The following is a 26,089-nucleotide window of genomic DNA, read 5'->3' as shown; positions in this document are numbered from 1 at the left end:
GCGCCGGGAGTCCTGCAGCCACTCCCATTCCGCGTTTGGTGCGCCCGGCTGCTAATCTCACCGGGCGCACGCAAACACGTGCCCGCCCCCGTAGCTCAGGGGATAGAGCACCGCCCTCCGGAGGCGGGAGCGCAGGTTCGAATCCTGCCGGGGGCACGCAAGATCAGGGCCGGTTGGACCGCTGCGAAGCGCGGTCCAACCGGCCCTGACGTCGTGCTCCAGCAGGGTTCGGGAGGAGCGAGGAACGAGCGACGGCTCCTGACGGGGGCGTTCGCGCGCTCGTGCGGCGTTGCCCTCCGCGGCCGGGGCTATGACCAGCGCAGCCATGTTTGCGATGTAGCCCTGGCGGTCACGCGCACGGCGCTACGTTCTGCGTGAACCCGTGCTCGGGGACGCAGAGCTCTTGGAGGATGACATGGCACCGGAGGAAGGCGCGCCCGTGCACGAGGTCGGCGCCAGTCGCCCCTCCGCACCCGACGATCAGCACGAGCTGAGGAATCCCGGCTACGAGATCTTCATCGCGGCCCTGTCGATCCTGTCCATCGCGAACATCGTGCTGGCGCTCGTCTTCACCGACCCAGCGCTCGACTCGGTTCTCAACGCCATGAACGCGGTCCTCAGCGTCATCCTCTTCCTGGACTTCCTCGTGCGCCTGCGCACCGCGACGTCGCGGTCGGAGTACTTCTTCCGGCACTTCGGCTGGGCCGACCTGCTCGCGAGCCTCCCCCTCCCGCAGTTCAAGGTGCTGAGGCTGTTTCGCCTCGCCCGCGTCTACCGGCTGCTCCGGGCCTACGGCGTGCGCAACATCGGCCGCAGCCTGCTCCGCGAGCGGGCCGGCAGCGCACTGCTGAGCCTGCTCTTCATCGCCATCCTCGTGCTCGAGTTCGGCAGCCTCTGGATGCTGCGCCTCGAGGCGACCTCTGCCGACCGCAACATCACCACCGCGTCGGACGCGATCTGGTACGTCATCGTCACGATCTCCACCGTCGGCTACGGCGACCAGTACCCCGTGACCACTGCCGGCCGCGTGCTGGGAACGGTCATCATCGTGCTGGGCGTCGCGATCTTCGGCACCCTCACCGGCTACCTCGCCAACCTCTTCCTGTCGCCGACCACGAGCCACCCTCCGGCCGAAGGGGACGGTGGCTCCTCGTCGGCTGCCCACGCCGCTCGCGACCAGCGGCTCACGCAGCTCGCCAGGGCAGGGGAGCTGCGTGACTCCGGCGTCATCAGCCAGGCGGAGTTCGAGGACCTCAAGGCCGAGATCCTGGCCGGATGAGGCGTCGGACGCGTGGTTGCGATGCCGGCCCTGACGGCTCGTGGCCTTTCGTAGACTCTGGGTCATGACGCCCGAGCAGCTGCGCGACCTGCTCGTGGCGGTCGCCGCGCGTGCCGCCGAGATCGGCGCCCTCCCGGAGGGGGCGGAGGCAGGGCCTCCACCCGGGCGGCTCTTCCAGCCGGTCGACCCGCGGTCGGCGGGGGTCGTGGCCGACTGGGTCACGCCGGTGGCCCAGCGCTGGGTGCGACTGCTCGACACCGACCTCCCTCCCCGGGCCCTTGCCAGCACCCTCGCGCAGGGGCTGTCGGAGCAGCCTGAGGTGGCAGCGGTCGAGGTGGCGCCGTCGGGCCTCATCGCGATCACGCTCGACGACGCCGCGCGGTCGGGCATCATCCCCGTCGTGCAGAGCACCCCCGAGACGTATGCCGTCCGGCCGGGTGAGCGCTACCGACCGGTGATCGAGCGCCCGGGCTGGCGCGACCCCGACGACCCCTTCCGCGCGGTGCAGCTCTCGCACGCTCGCCTCTGCCGGCTGCTGCGCAACGCGGCGGCGGCCGGCGTGCAGCAGCGGCCGAACGACCGGCTCGAGGTGCTCACCCACGTCGCCGAGCGCCACCTGCTCGTCGCGGTGGCCGACCTGCCGCAGCGGCTCGACGCGCACGAGCGTGACGAGCAGGCCAGCACGCGGGCCCTCGTCGATCTCGGTCACCTCGCCGACGCGTGGGACCACCCGACGCGCCCGACCGTCGTGGGCGCCTCCGTCGAGCGCGTGCACGGCGCGCGGATGGCGCTCGCGGACACCGTGCGCATCGTCTTGCGCAATGGACTGGCCCGGCTGGGCGCCGCGGCCCCGGAGAGGATGTAGGGATGCACGCACACGAAGCCGGAGCGCTGCACGCCGAGGGTTATCGAGGGCCCTCGTGGCTGCGGACCCCCGTCGACGTCAACGCCCTCGTGCCCTCGCTGTGGGCGACGTCGGTCGGGCGCGGCGGCGACGGCGTGCTGACTGTCGGGGGAGTGAGCGTCACCGAGCTGGCGCGAGAGTTCGGCACCCCGGCATACATCATCGACGAGGACGACTTCCGTTCGCGCGCAAGGGATTTCAAGCAGACGTATGCCGAGGTGTTCGACGGGCTGTCGGGCGGTGCCGACGTCTTCTACGCCGGCAAGGCGTTCCTCTGCACCGAGGTGGCTCGGTGGATCGACGACGAGGGGCTGCACCTCGACGTCTGCTCGGGCGGGGAGCTGGCGGTCGCGATGCGGGCCGGGGTGCCCGGGGAGCGCATCGGGCTGCACGGCAACAACAAGAGCGTGGCCGAGATCCGGGCCGCACTCGACTACGGCGTGAGCCGCATCGTCATCGACTCCTTCGACGAGATCGAGCGCGTCGCGGCCGTCGCGAGCGAGCTCGGGGTCGTGGCGCCGGTGCTCATCCGCGTCACGGTCGGGGTCGAGGCGCACACCCACGAGTTCATCGCGACGGCCCACGAGGACCAGAAGTTCGGGCTCTCGCTCTCGGGCGGGCACGCCTTCGAGGCCGCGCGCCGCATCCTCGAGCGGCCCGACGCGCTGCGGCTGCTCGGCCTGCACAGCCACATCGGGTCCCAGATCTTCGACACAGCGGGCTTCGAGGTGTCGGCCCGCCGCATCCTCGGCCTGCACACGCAGATCGCCAGGGAGCTCGGCGTGGAGCTCCCCGAGCTCGACCTCGGTGGTGGCTTCGGCATCGCCTACACCACGGAGCACGACCCGCTGCCGCCCAAGAGCCTCGCCGCCGGCATGGCCGAGATCATCGAGCGGGAGTGTCGCGCCGACGGGGTCGCCGTGCCGCGCATCTCGATCGAGCCGGGCCGGGCGATCGCCGGACCGAGCACCTTCACCCTCTATGAGGTCGGCACCGTCAAGCCGGTCGACCTCGACGGGGGAGCGTCGCGGGTCTACGTCTCGGTCGACGGCGGCATGAGCGACAACGTGCGCACCGCGCTCTACGACGCCAACTACTCGTGCACCCTCGCCAGCCGCACGTCCGAGGCGACTCCCGTGCTGGCCCGGGTCGTCGGCCGGCACTGCGAGAGCGGCGACATCGTCGTCAAGGACGAGTTCCTGCCCGCCGACGTGACCGCCGGCGACCTCATCGCCGTGCCCGGCACCGGTGCCTACTGCCGGTCGCTGTCGAGCCAGTACAACCACACGCCGCGTCCGCCCGTCATCGCCGTGCGCGACGGCCGGGCTCGGGTCATCGTGCGCCGCGAGACCATCGACGACCTGCTCGCCCTCGACGTCTGATGTCCGCCAGACGAGGGGTGGATGTCGCAGATCCTTCGCCGCCGATGTCCGGATCGCGAAACAATGAGCGTCCATCAGGCGGACAGACGGCAGGATTGCCGCCGTGGACAGCGCCGTGAGCACCCAACGACCGCTGCGTGTGGCCCTCCTCGGGGCCGGCGTGGTCGGCGGCGCCGTCGCGCGCCTGCTGACCGAGCACGCCAGCGACATGGCGGCCCGGGTGGGCGCGCCGCTCGAGATCGTCGGCATCGCGGTGCGGCGCGCCGGCCGCGACCGCTCCGACCTCGGGGTCGACCCGAGCCTCTTCACGACCGACGCCGACGGGCTCGTGACGCGCGCTGACGTCGTCGTCGAGGTCATCGGCGGCATCGAGCCCGCCCGGTCGCTCATCCTGCGCGCCATGGAGCACGGCGCCTCCGTCGTCACCGCCAACAAGGCACTGCTCGCCGAGGACGGCCCGGCGCTCTATGCCGCGGCCGCCGAGCACGGCGTCGACCTCTACTACGAGGCCGCCGTCGCCGGCGCCATCCCCCTGCTGCGCCCGCTGCGCGAGTCGCTCGCCGGAGACGACGTGAGCAAGGTGCTCGGCATCGTCAACGGCACGACCAACTACGTCCTCGACAAGATGGACACGACCGGGGCCGGCTTCTCCGACGCCGTCGAGCAGGCCCAGGCGCTCGGCTATGCCGAGGCCGACCCGACCGCCGACGTCGAGGGCTTCGATGCGGCTGCCAAGGCCGCCATCCTCGCCTCGCTCGCTTTCCACACGCGGGTCTCCGGCGCCGACGTCTATCGCGAGGGCATCACCGAGGTCACCGCCGCCGACGTCGCCGCGGCGCGCGAGATGGACTCCGTCGTTAAGCTGCTCGCGATCTGCGAGCGCACCGAGGCCGGGGTCAGCGTGCGCGTGCACCCCGCGATGATCCCGCGGTCGCACCCTCTCGCCGGCGTGCGTGAGGCGTTCAACGCCGTCTTCGTCGAGGCCGACGCCGCCGGGCAGCTGATGTTCTACGGCCGTGGCGCCGGCGGCGACCCGACCGCCTCCGCCGTGCTCGGCGACCTCGTCGCCGTGGCCCGGCACCGTGTCGGGGGAGGGCTCGGACCCGGCGAGAGCAGCTACGCCGACCTGCCGGTGCTCACCATGGGCGACGCCCTGACGCGCTACCACATCAGCCTCGACGTCGAGGACCGCTCGGGTGTGCTCGCCCAGGTCGCGGCCGCCTTCGCCGACCACGACGTGTCGATCGAGACGGTGCGTCAGCAGCTCGTGCGCGAAGAGGACGGCGGCCACCGGGCCAACCTCATCATCGTCACGCACACCGCGACCGACGCGGCGCTCTCGGCCACCGTCGAGCGGCTGCGCACGCTCGACGTAGTGCGAGGCGTCAACTCCGTGATGCGCGTGGAAGGTTCCTGATGGCTCACCAGTGGCGCGGCGTGATCCGGGAGTATGCCGACCGGTTGCCGATGCTCGACGGCGCCCCCGTCGTGACCCTGCACGAGGGCGGCACACCGCTCATCCACGCCGAGAAGCTGTCGGCCCTCGTCGGCGCCGAGGTCTACCTCAAGTACGAAGGCCTCAACCCCACCGGCTCGTTCAAGGACCGGGGCATGACGACGGCCATCAGCCTCGCCGCCAAGCGCGGCGCCAAGGCCGTCATCTGTGCCAGCACCGGCAACACCAGTGCCTCGGCGGCGGCCTACGCCACCAAGGCCGGCATGACCTGCGGTGTGCTCGTGCCCGACGGCAAGATCGCCATGAGCAAGCTGAGCCAGGCCATCGCGCACGGCGCCACGCTGCTCCAGGTCGACGGCAACTTCGACGACTGCCTCACGCTGGCGCGCAAGCTGGCCGAGGCCTACCCCGTCGAGCTCGTCAACTCGGTCAACCCGGCGCGCATCGAGGGGCAGAAGACCGCCAGCTTCGAGGTGGTCGACGCCCTCGGCGACGCGCCTGACATCCACTGCCTGCCGGTCGGCAACGCCGGCAACATCACCGCCTACTGGAGGGGCTACCGCGAGTACCTCTCCGACCCCGCCGTCAGCCACCAGCCCGGGCCCGCGACGCACCTGCCCATCATGTGGGGCTTCCAGGCGGCCGGCGCCGCCCCGCTCGTCAAGGGCCACCCCATCGACGACCCCGAGACCATCGCCACCGCGATCCGCATCGGCAACCCGGCGTCCTGGGACCAGGCGATCGCCGCGCGTGACGAGTCGGGAGGCCGCATCGCCGCGGTCACCGACGAGCAGATCCTCGAGGCTCACCGCTACCTCTCGTCGCAGGAGGGCGTCTTCGTCGAGCCCGGGTCGGCGGCCTCCGTCGCGGGCCTGCTGATGAGCCACGCCGAGGGACTCGTTCCCCCGGGCGCCCGCATCGTCTGCACCGTCACGGGTCACGGCCTCAAGGACCCGCAGTGGGCCCTGCGCACCGCCGACGGCAGCGAGATCGTGCCGACCCGCGTCTCCGTCGACGCGTTCTCGGCGGCTCAGGCCCTCGGCCTGCAGGACTGATCGCATGAGTCGCGTGCCGGGGGGTCGGTCCGTCCTCGTGCGGGTGCCCGCGAGCAGCGCCAACCTCGGCCCGGGCTTCGACTCGATCGGTCTCGCCCTCGGGCTGTGGGACCACTACGTCGTCTCGACGACGGAGGCGCCCGGCCTCGTCATCACGGTCTCGGGCGAGGGCGCCGACGACGTGCCCACGGACGAGCGGCACCTCGTGCACGCCACCATGCGGCATACCTGGGGGGTGCTCGGGTGGGAGCCTCCGGCCGGCCTGCGCATCGAGGCGCGCAACGGCGTGCCGCACAGCCGCGGACTCGGCTCGTCGGCGACCGCGATCGCGGCGGGAGTCGTTGCGGCACAGGCACTCTGCGCCGATGACTTCCCCGAGACGGGGGAGCCCGCGGGGGTCGACCTGTGTCTCGCGACCCACATCGCGAGCGTGCTCGAGGGTCACCCCGACAACGCCTCGGCGAGCGTGCTCGGCGGTCTCACTGTCAGCTGGATGCCCGACGGCAGTGGCCTCGACCGCGGCGACCAGACGGTCACCGCGTCGATCGCCCTCCACCCCGAGGTCGACGTCGTCGTGCTCGTGCCCGAGACGCAGCTCGCCACCCGCACGGCGAGGGCGGTGCTGCCCTCCACCGTGCCGCTCGCCGCGGCGGCTGCCGGCGCCGGGAGGGCCGCGCTGCTCGTGCACGCCCTGACGGCCGACCCGAGCCACCTGCACGCGGCCACCCGTGACTGGCTGCACCAGGAAGCGCGACGCCCGGCCTACCCGGAGACGATGCGTCTCGTCGACGCCCTGCGTGCGCAGGGGCACGCTGCCGTCGTGTCGGGCGCCGGCCCGAGCGTCCTCGTGCTGACGACCCGTGCATCGGCCGCGAGCGTGCAGGCCCCCGACGACTGCTCTGGCTGGCAGCGCCTGACGCCGGGAGTGCCCGACCGCGGGGCCTCGGTCACCGCGCACTGACGACCCGCCGCAGCGCCTCTCGAGGGGTGCCGGGTGGTATCTTTGCAACGCACCACTCGCCGCGTTCACGCAGGCCGGTGCACCACCCCCACGCTGAGGCAGCTCTTTCCTGCCTCTCGGTGCAGTGCGCCGATGTGGTTCACAGTCGGCCAGAGACAACTGGCCCCAGTTCGGCTCCGCGAAGTCTTCGCCGGGCCGCGAACGAGGGGGAAGGATCCTTCGTGTCAGAAACCACCACCCGTCCCGTGTCTGGCCTCGCCGCCATGAAGCTGGACGAGCTCAAGGGCGTCGCATCGTCCATGGGCATCAAGGGCACGACGAAGATGCGCAAGAGCGATCTCGTCGAGGCCATCAAGGCACGCCAGTCCGGCGGGGGCGCTGGTCAGGCACCTGCGCCGGCCGCTGCTCCTGCTGCTGCGTCCACGACAGCCGAGCGTCCGGCGACCGCCCCGGACCACGAGCAGTCGCCTCGCGAGGACTCCGCCCCTGCGCCAGCGTCGACCGAGCGTCAGACGGGCACGGACGGCGACGCACGACCCGACGGCGCAGAGGTCGCACCGCAGGGCTCCTCGCGCACCCAGGAGCGTCGCTCGAGCCGCACCACCCGCAACCGCGAGGCGCGCGAGAGCCGTGAGCCCCGCGAGGAGCCGCGCCTGCCGGAGGGCATCGAGCTCGCCGAGGCGGCCGTCGACCGGGTCGAGCGCACCCAGCGCGAGGACCGGCAGCAGCAGGGCAACCGCCAGCAGCGTGACGACCGTCAGCAGCGAGACGGCCAGCAGGGTGACCGTCAGCAGCGGGACGACCGTCAGCAGCGAGACGGCCAGCAGGGTGACCGTCAGCAGCGGGACGACCGTCAGCAGGGTGACCGCCAGCAGGGTGACCGTCAGCAGCGCGACGACCGGCAGCGCGACGGCCAGACCACCCAGACCCGGCAGGGCGAGCAGGGCAACCAGGGCGCCGGTGCGCAGGGTCGCTTCGACGACGACGACGACCGCAACGGCACCCGTCGCAGCCGCAACCGCCAGCGCAGCCGCGACCGCAAGCGCGGCCGCACCCGTGACGGCCAGGACTGGGTCGAGACCGAGCTTCAGGTCCAGGAGGACGACGTCCTGGTGCCGGTGGCCGGCATCCTCGACGTCCTCGACAACTACGCCTTCGTGCGCACGACCGGCTACCTGCCCGGACCCAACGACGTCTACGTGCCGCTCGGCATGGTCAAGAAGCACGGCCTGCGCAAGGGTGACGGCGTCACCGGCGCCGTCAAGGCACTGCGCGAGGGCGAGCAGCCCTCGGGCAACGTCGGCCGCCAGAAGTTCAACGCGCTCGTGCGGCTCGACTCGGTCAACGGTGCGACCCCCGAGGAGTCGCTCAAGCGCGTGGAGTTCGGCAAGCTGACGCCGCTCTACCCGCAGGAGCGGCTGCGGCTCGAGACCGAGAGCACCGGCCTCACGACCCGGATCATCGATCTCGTGGCCCCCATCGGCAAGGGTCAGCGCGGCCTCATCGTCGCCCCGGCCAAGGCCGGCAAGACGATGGTCATGCAGGCGCTCGCCAACGCGATCACGACGAACAACCCCGAGTGCCACCTGATGGTCGTCCTCGTCGACGAGCGTCCCGAAGAGGTCACCGACATGCAGCGGGCCGTGAAGGGTGAGGTCATCGCCTCGACCTTCGACCGCCCGGCCGAGGACCACACGACGGTCGCCGAGCTCGCCATCGAGCGTGCCAAGCGTCTCGTGGAGCTCGGCCACGACGTCGTCGTGCTCCTCGACTCGATCACCAAGCTCGGTCGCGCCTACAACCTCGCCGCACCTGCGAGCGGGCGCATCCTCTCGGGCGGTGTCGACTCGGCTGCGCTCTACCCGCCGAAGAAGTTCTTCGGCGCGGCGCGCAACATCGAGAACGGCGGGTCGCTGACGATCCTCGCCACGGCGCTCGTCGAGACGGGCTCCAAGATGGACGAGGTGATCTTCGAGGAGTTCAAGGGCACCGGGAACATGGAGCTCAAGCTCTCGCGCGAGCTCGCCAACCGGCGGATCTTCCCCGCGGTCGACATCAACGCCTCGGGCACCCGTCGCGAGGAGATCCTCCTCGCGAGCGAGGAGCTGAAAATCATGTGGAAGCTGCGCCGAGTGCTCGCCGCGCTCGACCCGGTGCAGGGCATCGAGCTGCTGACCGACCGCCTGCGCAAGACCCGCACGAACTACGAGTTCCTGCTCCAGGTGCAGCAGACGTCGTCGATGAAGATCGACGACGAGGGCTGACCCGCACCGCACCAGCACCATCCCGTATGCCGCTCGCCCACCCCGGGTGAGCGGCATACGTGCGTCTGGCTCGTGTGCTGCAGAACGCACAGTCTGCTGTGCGTCTGACATGACAGAGCCGACCCTGTGGATGGCGGGGCCGATGCGGGACCCCGATCGGGCACCGTGGAGCGATGTCAAGGCGGGTCAGTCGGGAACAACGTGCCCGGCTTGCGGCGCCGGTCGCGGCTCTGCATGCCGGAGTCGCTCACCGGCGAGACCTTCGCGCCGCGGGTCTCACCCGTCACGACGTCGCGTCCGAGGTGACGGCAGGCCGCTGGCGTCGAGCAGGCAGGCACACGGTCGTGATCGGCACGGGCGCTCCGACGGGTGAGGCCCTGCTCTGGCAGGCCGTGTGGGAGTCGGGGTCTGGGGCCGTCCTCGATGGGGTCGCTGCCTTGGTCGCTGGCGGCCTCACCGGCTTCCGTCCTGAGGTCATCGACGTGGCTCTCCCGTCACGCAGCCGGGGTTACTCGTTGTCGGGCGTGCGACTTCGCCGGCGGCGCGAGCTCGGGCCGTCCCTCGAGGTCGGGGTGCCACGGGCGCGACCCGAGGCAGCGACCGTACGCGCGGCGCAGTGGGCGAGGAGTGATCGCCAGGCCGCGCTCATCATCTGTCTTGTGGTGCAGCAGCGTCTGATCAGGCCCGATCGCTTGCTTGCTCACTGGCTCGCTCAGACGAGGAGCCCTCGGCGGCCCTTCCTGCATGCCGTCATCCGTGACGTTTGTGACGGGGTGCACTCGCTGGGCGAACTGGACTTCGCGAGGCTGTGTCGCGACCACGGACTGCCTGAGCCGAGTCGTCAGGACGTGCGGGTCCAACGAGACGGGCGGGTCTACCTCGACGTCGCCTGGGATGACATCGGGCTCGTCGTGGAGATCGACGGAGGGCACCACGGGCTGGCGCTCAACCCTGTCGACGATGCGCTGCGACAGAACGAGTTCGTGCTCAGCGACTCCCGGGTCCTACGCATCCCCGTCATCGGCCTGCGCCTGAATGCAGCGGCGTTCATGGACCAGGTCGTGAGGGGGCACCACCTGCTCTCGGGGCAGGCGGCCTGAGGTCGGAGGTTGTGTCATGCACAGCGCACAGCATGCTGCGCGATCTGCATGACGCGGGCTGAGCCGGGCGGGCGGCATACGGGAATGAGGGGAGGGGGTCCGGCGTTTTGGGAGAGGTGCCACACCTCTGGCACAATCTTCCTTTGGACCGGTTCACGGACGAGCAGGCGCCCCACGGGTGCTGTGAGGACTCCGACCCGGCCATGTGAACTCAAGGAGACGCTGTGAAGAAGGACCTGCACCCCGCCTACGTCGAGACCACGGTGACCTGCACCTGTGGCAGCACGTTCACGACGCGCAGCACCGAGACGTCGGGCAAGATCTCGGCCGACGTGTGCTCGCAGTGCCACCCGTTCTACACGGGCAAGCAGAAGATCCTCGACACCGGTGGCCGCGTGGCCCGGTTCGAGGCCCGCTACGGCAAGAAGGCCGCCAAGTAGGTCTCCCGCACGCCGGCTCCCACGACTTCGGTCGTCGGGGGCCGGCGTTCGTCTTTGACCCTGAAGTGACCGCGACGTCCCGGCCGAGAGGTGATCATCGTGCTCGACTCCGTGCAGTCGATCCTCGACGAGTACTCCGAGCTCGAGCGTCGCCTCGCCGAGCCGGCGATCCACACCGACCAGGACCTCGTGCGCACCCTCAACAAGAGGTATGCCGCCCTGGCGCCCACCGTCGCCGCGGCGCGGGCGTGGCAGGCGGCGGTCGACGACCTCGGCGCAGCCCGCGAGCTCGCGACCGAGGACGAGTCCTTCGCCGCCGAGGTGCCCTCGCTCGAGGCCCGCGAGGCGGCGGCCGAGGAGCACCTGCGTCGGATGCTCGTGCCGCGCGACCCTGACGACGACCGCGACGTCATTCTCGAGGTCAAGGCGGGGGAGGGCGGCGACGAGTCCGCGCTCTTCGCCGGCGACCTGCTGCGGATGTATCTCCGCTACGCCGAGCAGCGCGGCTGGCGCACCGTAATCGAGGACGCCACCGAGAGCGACCTCGGCGGCTACAAGGACGTGCGGGTCTCGGTCAAGGCCAAGGGCACGCCCGGTCTCGACGAGGCCCCGTGGGCGCGGCTCAAGTACGAAGGCGGCGTGCACCGGGTGCAGCGGGTCCCCGTGACCGAGAGCCAGGGACGAATCCACACCTCGGCCGCAGGCGTGCTCGTCATGCCCGAGGCCGAGGAGGTCGAGGTGACGATCGACCCGGGCGACCTGCGCATCGACGTCTATCGCAGCAGCGGTCCCGGCGGGCAGAGCGTCAACACCACCGACTCGGCCGTGCGCATCACGCACGTGCCGACCGGTCTCGTCGTCTCGTGCCAGAACGAGAAGTCGCAGCTGCAGAACAAGGAGGCCGCGATGCGCGTGCTCCGCGCCCGCCTGCACCAGCTCGCCCAGGACGAGGCCGACGCCGAGGCGAGTGCCGCCCGCCGCTCGCAGGTGCGCACCGTCGACCGCTCGGAGCGCATCCGCACCTACAACTTTCCCGAGAACCGCATCTCCGACCACCGCACCGGCTACAAGTCCTACAACCTCGACGCAGTGCTCGACGGCGACCTCGACCCCGTCGTGCAGTCGGCTCTCGACGCGGACGAGGCGGCCAAGCTCGCCGCCCTCGCCGGGGCACCCGAGTGAGCTGTCGGTGACCGACCTCCGCGACGGCATACGCGCTGCGACGGCGCGCCTCGCCGACGCCGGGGTGCCCTCACCGGAGCCCGACGCCCTGGCGCTCGCGGCGCACGCCCTCGGGGTCGAGGTCGGCGAGGTGCGCCGGCTGCTGGTGCTCGGCGGGCGCACCCTCCCACCGGGGTATGCCGTCCTCGTCGACGAGCGGGCCCGCCGGGTGCCGCTGCAGCACCTCACCGGCCACGCCGCCTTCCGGCACCTGACGCTCGCCGTCGGCCCCGGGGTCTTCGTGCCGCGCCCGGAGACCGAGGTGCTCGTCGACCTCGCGCTCGCCGAGCTCACCCGGCTGCCGTCCGCCAGCGACCCCCGGGTGGTGGACCTGTGCTCGGGCTCGGGTGCCATCCCGCTCGCGCTCAAGGACGAGTGCCCCCAGGCCGAGGTCCGCGGGATCGAGGTCTCGCCCGAGGCGTGGGCCTGGGCGACCGCGAACCGCGACCGGCTGGGGCTCGACGTCGACCTCGTCCTCGGCGATGCGACGCGGCCGTGCTTCGACGACTGGTCCGGTGCGGTCGACGTCGTGACGATCAACCCGCCCTACATCCCCGTCGGGGCCGTCCCGATCGACCCGGAGGTGCGCGACCACGATCCCGAGATCGCGCTCTATGGCGGCAGCGAGGACGGGCTGGCGATCCCGCTCGCGGTCGTGCGGGTCGCGGCCGGGCTGCTGCGTGCCGGGGGTCTCGTGCTCGTCGAGCACGCCGACAGCCAGGGCGAGAGCCTCCCGCGGCGCCTGCGGGCGACGGGGGAGTGGACCGACGTGCAGGACCACCCCGACCTCGCGGGCCGTCCACGGGTGACGACCGCGCGCCGATCGACCACGACTCCCGGTTAGGCTTCGGGCCGTGAGCGAGCGCTACGACTGCACTGATCCCAGCGGGCGCACCGATGGTGTGCCCGCCGCCGCCGGAGCGATCCGTCGCGGCGAGGTCATCGTGCTGCCGACCGACACCGTCTACGGCATCGGCTGCGACGCGTTCGATGCGACCGCGGTGGCCTCCGTGCTCGCCGCCAAGGGTCGCGGCCGCGACATGCCGCCGCCGGTGCTCATCCCCACGGCGCGCACGGCGCAGGGCCTCGCGACACAGGTGCCCGACTACGCGCAGCGGCTGATGGAGAAGTTCTGGCCCGGGCCGCTCACCGTCGTGCTGCGAGCCCAGACCTCGCTCCACTGGGATCTCGGCGACACCAACGGCACCGTCGCGCTGCGCGTGCCCGACCACGACCTCACCCTCGAGCTGCTCGGCGACGTGGGCCCGATGGCGGTGACGAGTGCCAACACGACCGGCGACCCGGCCGCCCGCACCGTCGACGAGGCCATGGCCATGCTGGGGGAGTCGGTCTCGGTCTATCTCGACGCCGGTCCCTCGGGTGACGGTGAGGCCTCGACGATCATCGACTGCACGGGGGAGGCCCCGGTGACCCTGCGCATCGGCGCCATCGCCCAGGAGGACATCGACGCAGCGCTGCTCCCGCCCGACGACGTCGTCTCCGACGAGGACTCCGAGGAGGACACCCTCGGCGAGTGGCACGACGTCTCGACGGACGACGCCGAGGTCACCGCCACCGGGACCGACGCCGACGCTGACGCCGCCAGCATCGACGCCGAGGTGGCCGCCGCCGAGACGGAGGCCGCCGGCACCGAGTCGGTGGGCGAGACCGCGACCGGTGGCCCGGCTGACGACACCCTCGGGGAGTGGCACGACGTGTCCTCAGACGAGCGCCGCACCGACGGCGTGACACCCACGCAATAGAGTTGGCTCGCGCCCGACTCCCGAGACCCCACCCGGAGATGCCCCATGGCTGACGACACGTTCTACGGCTCCGACTTCGGTGCCCTGCAGTCCTTCGACCCCGACATCGCCGGCGTGCTGCTCTCGGAGCTCGACCGCATCCGCGGCGGACTGCAGCTCATCGCGAGCGAGAACATCAGCTCGCCCGCCGTGCTGACGGCCCTCGGGTCGACGCTGTCCAACAAGTACGCGGAGGGCTATCCCGGGCGCCGCTACTACGGCGGCTGCTCCGAGGTCGACAAGGCCGAGACGATCGCCATCGAGCGGGCCAAGGCCCTCTTCGGCGCCGACCACGCCAACGTGCAGGCCCACTCCGGCGCGAGCGCCAACCAGGCCGTCTACGGCGCGTTCATGGCCCCGGGCGACACGATCCTCGCGATGGCCCTGCCGATGGGTGGCCACCTCACCCACGGCACGAAGGTCTCCTTCTCGGGCAAGTGGTTCAACGCCGTCCACTACGGCGTCGACAAGCAGAGCGAGAACATCGACTACGACCAGGTCGAGGCCCTCGCCAAGGAGCACCGGCCCAAGGTCATCTGCGCCGGCGGCTCGGCCATCCCGCGCCTCATCGACTTCGAGCGCTTCCGCGCGATCGCCGACGAGGTCGGCGCCATCCTCTGGGTCGACGCGGCCCACTTCATCGGTCTGGTGGCCGGCAAGGCGATCCCGTCACCGGTGCCCTACGCCGACGTCGTCACCTTCACGACCCACAAGGTGCTGCGCGGCCCGCGCTCGGGTGCCCTCGTCTGCAAGGCCGAGCACGCCGCGGCCATGGACAAGGCGATCTTCCCGATGATGCAGGGCGGCCCGCAGATGCACACCATCGCGGCCAAGGCGGTCAACTTCAAGGAGGCCGCCACCCCGGAGTACGCCCAGTACGCCACCGACGTCATCGCCAACAGCCGGCAGCTCGCGGCCAGCCTGCTCGAGCTCGGCATCCGTCCGACGACCGGCGGCACCGACACCCACCTCGCCCTGCTCGACCTGCAGGGTGTGGGCGTCACAGGCAAGGAGGCCGAGGAGCGGGCCGACGCCGCCGGCATCGTGCTCAACAAGAACGCCATCCCGTTCGACCCCCAGAAGGCCAACATCGCCTCCGGCATCCGTGTCGGCACCCCCTCGGTGACGACGCAGGGGATGGGCCTCGAGGAGATGAAGCAGATCGCCGCGCTCATCCACCGGGCCGTGACCGCGGGCGACGCCGACCCCGACCACGCCGTCAGCAAGGACGTCCGGGCCGAGGTCACCGACCTCGTGACGCGCTTCCCGGCATACCCCCGCTGAGCCTGGCCACCCCGCCAGCGTCGGCGCACGAGCGAAGGTCGGTAGGTGCACGAGTACGTTCTCGTCCTCATCGTGGCCGCGGCGGTCACCTACCTCGTGACCCCGTTCATCCGCAGCCTCGCGGTGGCGACGGGGGCCTTCACGGCGGTGCGCGAGCGCGACGTCCACACGACGCCGATCCCGCGGCTCGGGGGAGTGGGCATCTACATCGGCTTCGTCGCGGCGGCCCTCGTGGCCCGAGCGCTGCCCTACCTCGGCACGCTCTTCTCGACGCGCCAGATCCTCGGGGTCATCGCGGCGGGCGGCATCGTCTGCCTCGTCGGTGCGTTCGACGACATCCGTGAGCTCGACTGGGTGACCAAGCTCGCCGGGCAGATGCTCGCTGCGGGGCTGATGGCCTACACCGGAGTGCAGCTGCTGTCGCTGCCGATCTTCGGCACGACGATCCTGCCCGTGCCGGTGCTCGTCCTCTTCACCGTCATCGTCGTGCTCGTCTGGACCAACGCGGTCAACTTCATCGACGGCCTCGACGGTCTCGCCGCCGGCGTCGTCGGCATCGCGGCGCTCGCCTTCTTCACCTACAGCTATCTCGTGTCGCGCTCGTTCGTGCCGGCCAACGTCTTCTCGACGGCCACCTTCATCTCGGCCGCGCTCGTCGGCTGCTGCGCGGGCTTCCTGCCGCACAACTTCCACCCGGCCCGCCTCTTCATGGGCGACTCGGGAGCGCTGACGCTCGGCCTGCTCATGTCGGCGGCCACGATCACGCTGACCGGCAACGTCGACCCGGGCCAGGTGAGCAGCAACGAGGTGTCGGCCGCCTTCCTGCCGATCGTCCTGCCGCTCGCGGTGCTCATGCTGCCGCTGCTCGACATGGTGCTGGCCATCGTGCGCCGCACGATGGCCGGGCAGCGGCCGTGGCACCCCGACGCCAAGCACCTGCACCACCGCATGCTGAGCATCGGCCACACCCACCGGCGGGCAGTGCTCATCCTCTACCTGTGGGCCGCGATCGTGGCGCTCGGGTCGGTGTCCTTCGTCATCTGGGACGGCTGGCGTCCGGTCGCGGTCGTGGCCGCGGCTGCAGCGGTCGGGGTGGTGCTCACCGTCCGGCTGCCGAGGTGGAGGGCGTCAGAACGCTTGTGATAGCATTCACAAGCACCTTGGGAGAACCTGTGAACCAGACTCCGGGGGGCGCGGAATGCCTTCCGCCACAAGACGATCGAGCCCGACCCCGCCCCGCCAGCAGCATGTCTCTCGACATGCCTCACCACGCAGACCAGGCAGGTTTTTTCTTGAGCGCCACACCGGCCCGCACCGCATCACAGTCCGATGCGTTCGCGCAGCTCCTCCGGGGCTCGCTCCTGCCGACCGTCGTCGTCGCGATCGGGTGCATCGTCGTCGGTCTCTTCTCGAGCCCCAAGGCCGCCTGGTCGGCAGCCGTCGGTGCCGCTCTCGTCATCTTCTTCTTCAGCCTGACGCTGCTCGTCATGAAGCGCACGGCCGAGATGGCACCCACGACCGTCATGCTCGTCGTGATGCTGACCTACACCTTCAAGGTGATCGTGCTCGGCGTTGCGATGTTCCTCCTGCGCGACGTGAGCTGGGTGTCGGGGTATGCCGTGGGGCTGACGATCACCGTCTGCGCCCTCGTGTGGCTCTTCTTCGAGATGCGCGCCTACAAGCGGCTGCGCATCTTCGCCTACGATCCTGACGGCGCTGCTGCCCTCGACACGCCGTCCCGGGAGCCGCGTGATGAGTCGTGAGAGCGGAGGGCGCGATGACGTCGCCACCAGTCGGCGGTCCGGAGCCCGAGGAGAGCGCCGAGGACAAGAAGGAACGCGAGCGGCAGTGGAACCTGCGCGAGTCCAACTCCGCGTGGAAGGCTGTCGCCTACCTGATCACGGGCCCGCTGATCTACGGCGGACTCGGCGCCCTGCTCGACCTCTGGCTCGGCACGACATGGCTCGTCGGAGCGGGGATCGTCGGTGGGATGGCCCTGTCGCTCTACCTGATCTGGTTCCGATACGGTACCCATTGAGCCTTCCGGCGGGCCGGCTCGTCCCCGCGCCCCCCGGCGGTGCGCGAGAGACCGGCCCGGCCGACCGGAGCCCCACCGGCCCGGTGCTCAGCACAGACTTTTCGACCGTCGAGATGCAGCGCGTCACGACACCTGCCAAAGACCTACGAAGGAGTAACCCGTGAGCCTCGTGTCCGCCGCGCCGTCGGAGTACACCGCCCCCGGTGTGGAGGAGTTCTGGCAGCCGATCATCGGTGACGGGGCATGGGCCATCACCCGCCCGATCTTCCTGGTGGTGCTCTCCACCGGCCTCGTCATCTGGTTCCTGCTGGCCACGACCCGCAAGAAGGCGCTCGTTCCGGGCCGCGGGCAGATGGCGACCGAAGCGGTCTACGGCATGGTGCGCAACGGCATCGCCAAGGACCTCATCGGCAGCAAGGAGTTCCTCAAGTTCGTCCCGCTGCTGTTCTCGCTCTTCATGATCATCCTCGTCAACAACTTCTTCGGCGTGATCCCGCCGATGAGCTACCCGACGTTCAGCCGCATCGGCTTCCCGATCGCCCTCTCGCTCATCGTCTGGGTCGTCTTCCACGTCGTCGGCATGAAGAAGCACGGCTTCTTCGGCTACTGGAAGTCGCTCGTCCCGTCGGGCCTGCCCAAGGGCATGATCCTGCCGATCTTCTTCCTCGAGCTGATCACCGACCTCTTCACCCGTCCGGTGACGCTCGCGCTGCGACTCTTCGGCAACATGTTCGCCGGCCACATCCTCATCGTGCTGTTCATCACCGGCGGCTGGTACATGCTGACCAGCGGCGGCATCCTCGTCATCGCCGGTGGCGTCACGTGGGTCTTCGCCGTCGTCATGACGCTCTTCGAGATGCTGGTCGAGTTCCTCCAGGCCTACGTCTTCACGCTCCTCTCGGCGCTCTACATCGGCGGCGCCCTCGCCGACGACCACTAAGCCCGTTCGTCCCGCACCACCCCTGCACGACCCCCCGCACGACCCCGGTGGCACCCGTCGCCGGGACCGACCAGAAGGAAATGGAAACAACATGACTGGCAACATCGCCATCCTCGGTTACGGCCTCTCCGCCATCGGCCCCGGTATCGGTGTCGGTCTGATCTTCGCCGCCTACATCAACGGCGTTGCCCGTCAGCCCGAGGCCCGCGGCATGCTCCAGCCGATCGCCTTCCTCGGCATGGCCATCACCGAGGCGCTCGCCATCTTCGGTATCGCGCTCGCGTTCGTCTTCCGCGGCTGATCGCCCACCGGGCGACCCAGCTCATCGACGCACCCGTTTCTCTCTAGGAGACCCGCATGCAAGCATCGTTCGTGTTCGCCGAAGGCGGCGAAGAGGGCTTCTGGGCCACCGCGGCACCGATCATCCCGCACCCGCTCGAGTTCTTCTTCGGGCTCGCCACCTTCGCGCTCCTCTACGTCGTGGTCAAGCAGAAGGTCGTGCCGCGACTCGAGCAGATCTACGCCGAGCGCACCGCGGCGATCGAGGGCGGGATGAACAAGGCCGAGGAGGCCCAGGCGCAGGCCCAGGCTGCCCTCGAGCAGTACCAGGCGCAGCTGATCGAGGCACGCGCGGAGGCCTCGCGCATCCGTGAGGACGCCAAGGCCCAGGGCGCGCAGATCATCGCCGAGATGCGTGAGCAGGCCGCGGCCGACGCCTCGCGCATCACCGAGACGGCACACAAGCAGATCGAGGCCGAGCGCCAGCAGGCGGTCGTCTCGCTCCGTGGCGACGTGGGCCGCATGTCCACCGAGCTCGCGGGCCGCATCGTCGGTGAGTCGCTGGAGGACGAGGCCCGGCAGCGCAACATCGTCGAGCGCTTCCTCGCCGAGCTCGAGTCGGGCGACGTCGTCCGCGAGAAGGTCGGAGACGCCTGATGCAGGGATCCTCACGCGCAGCTGCGGTCGGGAGCCGCGAGGCGTTCACCGGTGTGCTCGCTGCCGGTGCCGACCGCTCGCGGTTGGCCGAGGAGCTCTTCGCCGTCGTCGCCCTGCTCGACAGCAACGTGACCCTGCGTCGCGCGGTCGCCGACCCGTCGCACGACGGTGCTCGCAAGACCGACCTCGCCGAGCGGCTCTTCGCCAGCAGGGTGGGCGCCGAGGCGCTCGTCGTGCTCAAGGGCGTCGTCAGCCAGCGATGGAGCTCCGAGCGTGACCTCTCCGACACCCTGGAGCGGTATGCCGTGGAGGCCGTCATCGCCGATGCCGAGTCCCAGGGCAGCGCCGACCAGGTGGAGGACGAGCTCTTCCGCTTCGAACGGATCGTCGCCGCCGACACCGACCTGCGCTCCGCACTGTCGGACTCCTCGGCCTCGGCCGAGCGCCGCACCGCGCTGGTCGCCTCGTTGCTCGAGGGCCGGGCTACGTCGCAGACCCAGGTGCTCGCACGTCAGGCCGTCGCCGCGCCGCGGGGGCGTCGCTTCGACACCACCGTGCGTGAGTACCTCGAGATCGCGGCCACCCGCCGCGAGCAGCAGACGGCCACCGTCATCTCGGCGGTGCCGCTGGGTGAGCAGGAGCGTTCCCGCCTCGCGGCGGGGCTGTCGGCCATCTACGGCGGCACCGTCCACGTCAACACCGTCGTCGACCCCCGGGTCCTGGGCGGCATCAAGGTCGAGATCGGTGACGAGGTCATCGACGGCACCGTCATCCGCAAGCTCGACGCGGCCCGCCGCGCCATGGGTGCCTGAGCACCAACCCCCAGCTCTTAGAGAAACCACCGACCCGCACGCGGGTCGAAACCGAGGAGAAGATCTGACATGACGGAGCTTTCGATCCGTCCGGAGGAGATCCGGGACGCGCTGGACTCGTTCGTCCAGTCCTACGAGCCCGGCACGGCCTCCCGCGAAGAGGTCGGCCGCGTCACGGACGCCGGCGACGGCATCGCCCACGTCGAGGGTCTGCCCTCGGCCATGACCAACGAGCTGCTGCAGTTCGAGGACGGCACGTTGGGCCTCGCGCTCAACCTCGACGTCCACGAGATCGGTGTCGTCATCCTCGGTGACTTCTCCGGCATCGAGGAGGGACAGGTCGTCAAGCGCACGGGCGAGGTCCTCTCGGTCCCCGTGGGCGACGCCTTCCTCGGTCGCGTCATCGACCCGCTCGGCACGCCGATCGACGGTCTGGGCGACATCGAGGCCGAGGGCCGTCGTGCCCTCGAGCTCCAGGCGCCCAACGTCGTGCAGCGCAAGTCGGTGCACGAGCCGCTGCAGACGGGCATCAAGTCGATCGACGCGATGACCCCGATCGGCCGTGGCCAGCGCCAGCTCATCATCGGCGACCGCCAGACCGGCAAGACGACGGTCGCGATCGACACGATCATCAACCAGAAGCGCAACTGGGAGTCGGGCGACCCCGACCAGCAGGTGCGCTGCATCTACGTCGGCATCGGCCAGAAGGGCTCGACGATCGCGTCGGTCCGCGGCACCCTCGAGGAGGCCGGCGCGCTCGAGTACACCACCATCGTCGCTGCCCCCGCGTCCGACTCGGCCGGCTTCAAGTACCTCGCCCCCTACACCGGCTCGGCCATCGGCCAGCACTGGATGTACCAGGGCAAGCACGTCCTCATCGTCTTCGACGACCTGAGCAAGCAGGCCGAGGCCTACCGCGCCGTGTCGCTGCTGCTGCGCCGTCCGCCGGGCCGCGAGGCCTACCCGGGTGACGTCTTCTACCTGCACTCGCGTCTGCTCGAGCGTTGCGCCAAGCTCTCCGACGAGCTGGGCCACGGCTCGATGACCGGTCTGCCGATCATCGAGACCAAGGCGGGTGACGTCTCGGCCTACATCCCGACCAACGTCATCTCGATCACCGACGGCCAGATCTACCTCCAGGCCGACCTCTTCAACGCCAACGTGCGCCCCGCCATCGACGTGGGTGTCTCGGTGTCGCGAGTCGGTGGTGCCGCGCAGATCAAGGCGATGAAGTCGGTCGCCGGGCGCCTCAAGCTCGACCTCGCGCAGTTCCGCGCCATGGAGGCGTTCGCGATGTTCGCCTCCGACCTCGACCCCGCCTCGCGAGCCCAGCTCGCCCGTGGTGCGCGCCTCGTCGAGCTGCTCAAGCAGCCGCAGAGCAACCCGTACCCCGTCGAGGAACAGGTCGTCTCGGTCTGGGCCGGCACGACGGGCAAGCTCGACGACATCGCCGTCGAGGACATCCGCCCGTTCGAGGCGGAGCTGCTCGAGACCCTGCGCCGCGACGGCAAGATCCTCCAGACGATCCGCGAGACGTTGAAGCTGGACGAGGACACCGAGAACGCCCTCGGCAAGGCCGTCGACGACGTGAAGTTCACCTTCCGTGGCACCGGCCGCGACGGCCTGCAGGCCGGCCAGGAGGACGTCGAGGAGCTCGACGACGCCGACATCGACCAGGCCCGGATCGTCAAGACCAGGTGACCCGATCCGGTATGCCGTCCTGACCGGACCCGCCCGCGCGTGACGCGGGTGCCCCGCCGGACGGCATACCGGAACGGCTGTCGCCGACCGAACGCCCACACCCCACACCGACCAAGAGAGGCGGAGCGCATGGGAGCGCAGATGCGGATCTACCGCCAGCGCATCAAGTCCGTCAACTCCATCAAGAAGATCACGAACGCGATGGAGCTGATTGCGGCGGCGCGCGTCATCAAGGCCCGGCAGCGGGCCACCGAGGCGATGCCCTACACCACGGCGTTGACCCGGGCCGTGAGCGCGGTCGCGACGAACACCAACGAGGACCACCCGCTGACCACGTCGAACGCCGAGGCCAAGCGCGCCGGCGTCGTGATCATCACGGCCGACCGCGGTCTCGCCGGTGCCTACTCGGTGGCGGCGCTCAAGCGCGCTGCCGAGCTCGTCGCCCTCCTCGAGAGCGAGGGCAAGGAGGTCGTGCCCTACCTCGTCGGTCGCAAGGCGGTCAGCTACTACAAGTTCCGCAAGCGTGAGTACGCCCAGGAGTGGAGCGGCTTCTCCGACGCCCCGACGTTCGAGAACGCCAAGGACATCGCCGACCGGATCACCGCCGACTTCCTCAAGGACTTCGCCGAGGGCGGGCACGACGAGATCCACCTCGTCTACACCCGCTTCCGCTCGATGGTGCGCCAGGACCCGCACGTGCTGCGCCTGCTGCCGCTCGAGGTCGTCGACAAGGACACCGAGGGAGACAGCGACCGCGGTCTCGACTTCTCGGTGCAGACCTACGACGAGGGCACCATCGCTCCGGAGTACGACTTCGAGCCGAGCGCCTCCGAGGTGCTCGACCGGCTGCTCCCGAAGTACGTGCGCAACCGGATCTACACCGCCCTGCTCAGCTCGTCGGCCTCGGAGCTCGCTGCCCGCCAGCGCGCGATGAAGTCGGCAACCGACAACGCGACGGAGCTGATCAAGACCTACCAGCGCCTCGCCAACCAGGCCCGCCAGGCCGGTATCACCCAAGAGATCAGCGAAATCGTGGGCGGCGCCAACGCCCTCGCGGACGCCAAGAAGTAACGCCCACAGGTAAGGAAGCAGACCACCATGACTGCAACTGTCAGCGACACCCAGTGGACGGCCCCGCCCGAGGGCGGCGTCGGACGCATCTCCCGCATCATCGGCCCGGTCGTGGACGTCGAGTTCCCGGCCGACTCGATGCCCGAGCAGTACAACCTGCTCACCACCCAGGTCACCCTCGCCGGTGAGACGAAGAACATCAACCTCGAGGTTGCCCAGCACATCGGTGACAGCATGGTCCGCGCGATCTCGCTCCAGCCGACCGACGGCCTCGTGCGCGGCTCGTCGGTGCAGGACACCGGCGGCCCGATCACCGTGCCGGTGGGCGACGTGACGCTCGGCCACGTGTTCAACACGACGGGTGAGTGCATGAACCTCGCCGAGGGCGAGACGCTCGAGGTCAAGGAGCGCTGGGGCATCCACCGCAAGGCTCCGGCCTTCGACCAGCTCGAGTCCAAGACCACGATGTTCGAGACCGGCATCAAGGTCATCGACCTCATGACGCCCTACGTCCAGGGTGGCAAGATCGGCCTCTTCGGCGGCGCCGGCGTGGGCAAGACGGTGCTCATCCAGGAGATGATCGCCCGCGTGGCCCGCGACCACGGTGGTGTGTCGGTGTTCGCCGGTGTCGGCGAGCGCACCCGTGAGGGCAACGACCTCATGGTCGAGATGGAGGAGGCGGGCGTCCTCGGACAGACCGCTCTCGTCTTCGGCCAGATGGACGAGCCGCCGGGCACGCGTCTGCGCGTCGCCCTGTCGGCCCTGACGATGGCGGAGTACTTCCGCGACGTCCAGAACCAGGACGTGCTGCTCTTCATCGACAACATCTTCCGCTTCACGCAGGCCGGCTCCGAGGTCTCCACCCTCCTCGGCCGTATGCCGTCCGCCGTGGGCTACCAGCCCACCCTCGCCGACGAGATGGGCACGCTCCAGGAGCGCATCACCTCGACGCGTGGTCACTCGATCACCTCGATGCAGGCGATCTACGTGCCGGCCGACGACTACACCGACCCGGCCCCGGCCACGACCTTCGCGCACCTCGACGCGACGACCGAGCTCTCGCGTGACATCGCGTCGATGGGTATCTACCCGGCCGTCGACCCGCTGTCGTCGACGTCGCGCATCCTCGACCCGCGCTACATCACGGCCGACCACTACAACACGGCCGTGCGCATCAAGTCGATCCTCCAGCGCAACAAGGAGCTGCAGGACATCATCGCGATCCTCGGCATCGACGAGCTCTCCGAAGAGGACAAGATCCTCGTCAACCGCGCCCGCCGCATCCAGCGCTTCCTGTCGCAGAACACCTACGTCGCGAAGCAGTTCACCGGCATCGAGGGCTCGACCGTGTCGCTCGCCGACTCGATCGAGGGCTTCACCAAGATCGCCGACGGCGAGTACGACCACGTCGCCGAGCAGGCCTTCTACATGTGTGGTGGCCTCGACGACGTCGAGCGTCAGTGGTCGGAGATCCAGAAGAACCTCTGATCACCCGGCGACCGGAGTGACCGGTTCGACCCGACGACGGGGAGGTGCCCTTGTGGCCCTCCCCGTTCGTCGTCTCGCCATCCCGATCCTCATGCTCGTCGTGGCCGGAGCGCTCATCGCTCGGGCCCGGCTCGGGCTCGACCTCGGTGACGGCACGCACGCCGTCGAGCTGGCGATGCGGCTCGCCCGCGGTGACCAGCCCTTCCGCGACGAGATGAACCTCCAGGTGCTCGGCGCCTGGCCGGCCGTGCCGTTCGTGTGGGGATGGCTGCACGTCGTGGGCGTCTCGGGCGTCGTGCTCGCCTCGCGGGTCTTCTTCGTCGTGCTCACGCTCGCGGTGGCCGCGCTGGCCTGGCGGGCCGTCGCCCGCTCCCTCGGTCGCCTGACCAGCGGCGTGGCAGCCGTGGCAGCAGTCGTGCCCACCGCCTACAACCTGCAGCTCGTCGGCTACAACACGACTCCGGCGCTGCTCTACCTCGTGGCCGCGAGCAGCGCCGTCGGCGCCATCGCCCGCGGGTCGTTGCCGGAGACGCCGGAGACTGCGGCGGGGGCGTCGGGGGCGGCCGAGATGTCGGGGCGGCCACAGTCGGCCGTGAGGTGGGCCGTGCTCGGGGGAGCGGCGGCCGTGCTGGGCGCCGTGAGCCACCCCGTGACGGCCCCCGCGGGGGCGGCCCTGCTGCTGCTCAGCCTCGGGTGGTCCCGGGGCCGGGTGCGCGCCGGCCTGACCGCCGGTGCTGCCGGTGCCGCGCTCGTCGTCGCCGGCCTCGCCGGCTGGCTCTGGGGCCTCGACCACGTGCGCGAGACCCTGGCGTTCACGGCCGACTACCAAGGCGAGCGTGTCGACCGGCTGACCCGGCTCGAGGCGTGGCTCGCCTACCTCGGCGGGGAGCTGACGCACCCCGCTGTCCTCGTCGCGCTCGGCCTCGGGGTGGCCGCCGCGGTCGCCCTGTGGCGCCGGAGCGTCGTGGCAGGCCCGCTGCTGCTCGCGGCCGTCGCGCTCACCGCGGCCCACGGCCTGACGCGGGACGCGGCGGCGGCCACCTTCTCCGTCGGCTCGTGGCTCAGCCCGGTGCTGGCCCTCGTGCTCACGCTGGTGCTGCTGCCGGCCGCCATCGTCACCGCTGCGCTCCTGCGGGGAGCTGCCCTGCGCCTGCTCACCATCGGCGCCGCCCCGACGGTCATCGGCGCACCGGTCATCGCGGCCTTCACGTCCTCGTCACCGACGTGGGGCGCAGTGGGTGCCTGCCTCGCGCCCGCCGTCTTCGCCGTGACCGCCTCCGCCCTCACCGGTCTCACCCGGCTCCGGGCTCCGGTGACTCGAGCACCGGCAGCACCGCGCGTCAGCTCGCGACACGTCACCGGGTGGACCGCAGCCGGTGTCGGGGCAGTGGTCCTCGTCGCCCTCGTCGCCTCCCACACGGCCACGAGCTTCCGCGACGGTCCGCTGGGCCGGCTCGACACCGCAGCACCGCAGGGGGCGTATGCCGGCCTGCTCACGACCGATCGTCGCGCGGCCGAGGTGGGGGTGGCCCAGGCGGCGCTGAGGTCCTGCGCCACGGCGGGATCGAGCGTGCTGGCCATCGGCTACCCCGCGGCATACCTCATGGGTGACGTGCGTTCTGCGACCCCCGTGACGTGGCTCGGTGACTTCGGACCCAGCACCTCGCACGTCGTGCAGTGGCTCGACGAGCGGCAGGTCGTGCCCGACTGCGTCGTGCGCCCGGCCGGCTGGTGGCGTGCCGGCGGCGGTGCCTCGGCCCCGGCGGGCGACCCGCTGCGCGCCTGGGTCGAGGCCCGCTACAGCCCGTCGGCCTCGACGTCGACGCTGGTCGTGTTGCGCAGGAACGCCGGATGAGCGCGACACTGGAGAGGGCGTGTGGAGTCGGTCACACGCGTGCGCACGCCGGCTCGCCCGGGCATGGTTCTCGCCGACCGCCGTGTTGACCACGGTGACC

The 26,089-nt window shown here is 70.6% G+C and carries 24 protein-coding genes and 1 tRNA gene; all 25 read left to right on the top strand.

Going from position 1 to position 26,089, the window contains the following annotated elements; genetic code table 11:
* Positions 1-84 precede the first annotated feature (84 nt).
* Positions 85-156, top strand: a tRNA-Arg gene (locus tag LG278_RS15145).
* Between the two features lie 259 nt (positions 157-415).
* On the top strand, positions 416-1,279 hold the full coding sequence (locus tag LG278_RS15140) for an ion transporter (RefSeq protein WP_404388135.1): 864 nt from the start codon (positions 416-418) through the stop codon (positions 1,277-1,279).
* Between the two features lie 64 nt (positions 1,280-1,343).
* Entirely contained in the window at positions 1,344-2,144 is an 801-nt protein-coding gene (locus LG278_RS15135) for a DALR anticodon-binding domain-containing protein (protein ID WP_404388133.1), read from the top strand.
* A gap of 2 nt (positions 2,145-2,146) precedes the next feature.
* On the top strand, positions 2,147-3,565 hold the full coding sequence (gene lysA, locus LG278_RS15130) for a diaminopimelate decarboxylase (protein ID WP_404388132.1): 1,419 nt from the start codon (positions 2,147-2,149) through the stop codon (positions 3,563-3,565).
* Positions 3,566-3,668: 103 nt separating this feature from the next.
* Complete coding sequence (locus LG278_RS15125) at positions 3,669-4,982, top strand: homoserine dehydrogenase (RefSeq protein WP_404388130.1); 1,314 nt, start codon at positions 3,669-3,671, stop codon at positions 4,980-4,982.
* Positions 4,982-6,076 (top strand): threonine synthase, encoded by a 1,095-nt coding sequence (gene thrC / locus LG278_RS15120; RefSeq protein WP_404388128.1) that lies wholly within the window; start codon positions 4,982-4,984, stop codon positions 6,074-6,076. The genes LG278_RS15125 and thrC overlap by 1 nt, the downstream gene beginning before the upstream one ends.
* Before the next feature lie 4 nt (positions 6,077-6,080).
* Positions 6,081-7,037: a homoserine kinase gene (thrB, locus tag LG278_RS15115; RefSeq protein WP_404388126.1), complete on the top strand. Its 957-nt coding sequence runs from the start codon at positions 6,081-6,083 to the stop codon at positions 7,035-7,037.
* Positions 7,038-7,300: 263 nt separating this feature from the next.
* Positions 7,301-9,301 carry a transcription termination factor Rho gene (gene rho / locus LG278_RS15110; RefSeq protein WP_404393669.1) on the top strand — a complete coding sequence of 667 codons (2,001 nt, stop codon included), beginning with the start codon at positions 7,301-7,303 and terminating at the stop codon, positions 9,299-9,301.
* 848 nt (positions 9,302-10,149) lie between these two features.
* Positions 10,150-10,401 carry a hypothetical protein gene (locus tag LG278_RS15105; RefSeq protein WP_404388125.1) on the top strand — a complete coding sequence of 84 codons (252 nt, stop codon included), beginning with the start codon at positions 10,150-10,152 and terminating at the stop codon, positions 10,399-10,401.
* Positions 10,402-10,625: 224 nt separating this feature from the next.
* Complete coding sequence (gene rpmE, locus LG278_RS15100; protein WP_141818918.1) at positions 10,626-10,841, top strand: 50S ribosomal protein L31; 216 nt, start codon at positions 10,626-10,628, stop codon at positions 10,839-10,841.
* Between the two features lie 99 nt (positions 10,842-10,940).
* On the top strand, positions 10,941-12,023 hold the full coding sequence (gene prfA / locus LG278_RS15095) for a peptide chain release factor 1 (RefSeq protein WP_404388124.1): 1,083 nt from the start codon (positions 10,941-10,943) through the stop codon (positions 12,021-12,023).
* Positions 12,024-12,030: 7 nt separating this feature from the next.
* The gene (gene prmC / locus LG278_RS15090) at positions 12,031-12,906 is read left to right on the top strand and encodes a peptide chain release factor N(5)-glutamine methyltransferase (protein WP_404388122.1); all 876 of its coding nucleotides are present in this window, start codon (positions 12,031-12,033) and stop codon (positions 12,904-12,906) included.
* Between the two features lie 10 nt (positions 12,907-12,916).
* Complete coding sequence (locus LG278_RS15085; RefSeq protein ID WP_404388121.1) at positions 12,917-13,825, top strand: L-threonylcarbamoyladenylate synthase; 909 nt, start codon at positions 12,917-12,919, stop codon at positions 13,823-13,825.
* 45 nt (positions 13,826-13,870) lie between these two features.
* The gene (gene glyA, locus LG278_RS15080) at positions 13,871-15,148 is read left to right on the top strand and encodes a serine hydroxymethyltransferase (RefSeq protein WP_404388119.1); all 1,278 of its coding nucleotides are present in this window, start codon (positions 13,871-13,873) and stop codon (positions 15,146-15,148) included.
* A 45-nt stretch (positions 15,149-15,193) separates the two neighbouring features.
* Positions 15,194-16,291, top strand: coding sequence for an MraY family glycosyltransferase (locus LG278_RS15075; protein ID WP_404388117.1), 1,098 nt, complete (start codon positions 15,194-15,196; stop codon positions 16,289-16,291).
* 149 nt (positions 16,292-16,440) lie between these two features.
* Positions 16,441-16,911 carry a hypothetical protein gene (locus tag LG278_RS15070; RefSeq protein ID WP_404388115.1) on the top strand — a complete coding sequence of 157 codons (471 nt, stop codon included), beginning with the start codon at positions 16,441-16,443 and terminating at the stop codon, positions 16,909-16,911.
* Positions 16,912-16,925: 14 nt separating this feature from the next.
* Entirely contained in the window at positions 16,926-17,186 is a 261-nt protein-coding gene (locus tag LG278_RS15065; RefSeq protein WP_404388113.1) for a hypothetical protein, read from the top strand.
* Positions 17,187-17,346: 160 nt separating this feature from the next.
* Positions 17,347-18,126, top strand: a complete 780-nt coding sequence (gene atpB / locus LG278_RS15060) for a F0F1 ATP synthase subunit A (protein WP_404388111.1) — start codon at positions 17,347-17,349, stop codon at positions 18,124-18,126.
* A gap of 91 nt (positions 18,127-18,217) precedes the next feature.
* Complete coding sequence (gene atpE, locus LG278_RS15055; RefSeq protein WP_331888275.1) at positions 18,218-18,427, top strand: ATP synthase F0 subunit C; 210 nt, start codon at positions 18,218-18,220, stop codon at positions 18,425-18,427.
* A 56-nt stretch (positions 18,428-18,483) separates the two neighbouring features.
* The gene (locus LG278_RS15050) at positions 18,484-19,062 is read left to right on the top strand and encodes a F0F1 ATP synthase subunit B (protein WP_404388108.1); all 579 of its coding nucleotides are present in this window, start codon (positions 18,484-18,486) and stop codon (positions 19,060-19,062) included.
* Positions 19,062-19,874, top strand: a complete 813-nt coding sequence (locus LG278_RS15045; RefSeq protein ID WP_404388107.1) for a F0F1 ATP synthase subunit delta — start codon at positions 19,062-19,064, stop codon at positions 19,872-19,874. The genes LG278_RS15050 and LG278_RS15045 overlap by 1 nt, the downstream gene beginning before the upstream one ends.
* 69 nt (positions 19,875-19,943) lie before the next feature.
* Entirely contained in the window at positions 19,944-21,575 is a 1,632-nt protein-coding gene (gene atpA / locus LG278_RS15040) for a F0F1 ATP synthase subunit alpha (protein WP_404388105.1), read from the top strand.
* A 129-nt stretch (positions 21,576-21,704) separates the two neighbouring features.
* Positions 21,705-22,646 (top strand): F0F1 ATP synthase subunit gamma, encoded by a 942-nt coding sequence (locus tag LG278_RS15035; RefSeq protein WP_404388103.1) that lies wholly within the window; start codon positions 21,705-21,707, stop codon positions 22,644-22,646.
* Between the two features lie 27 nt (positions 22,647-22,673).
* On the top strand, positions 22,674-24,134 hold the full coding sequence (gene atpD, locus LG278_RS15030; protein WP_404388101.1) for a F0F1 ATP synthase subunit beta: 1,461 nt from the start codon (positions 22,674-22,676) through the stop codon (positions 24,132-24,134).
* A gap of 52 nt (positions 24,135-24,186) precedes the next feature.
* Positions 24,187-25,989 (top strand): hypothetical protein, encoded by a 1,803-nt coding sequence (locus tag LG278_RS15025; protein WP_404388099.1) that lies wholly within the window; start codon positions 24,187-24,189, stop codon positions 25,987-25,989.
* Positions 25,990-26,089 lie beyond the last annotated feature (100 nt).

It is taken from the genome of Humibacillus xanthopallidus, from assembly GCF_044793955.1.
In the GTDB taxonomy this organism is placed as follows: Bacteria; Actinomycetota; Actinomycetes; order Actinomycetales; family Dermatophilaceae; genus Humibacillus; species Humibacillus xanthopallidus_C.
Note: the sequence above shows the minus strand (reverse complement) of the source record. Positions and strands in the feature narration are given on the sequence as shown.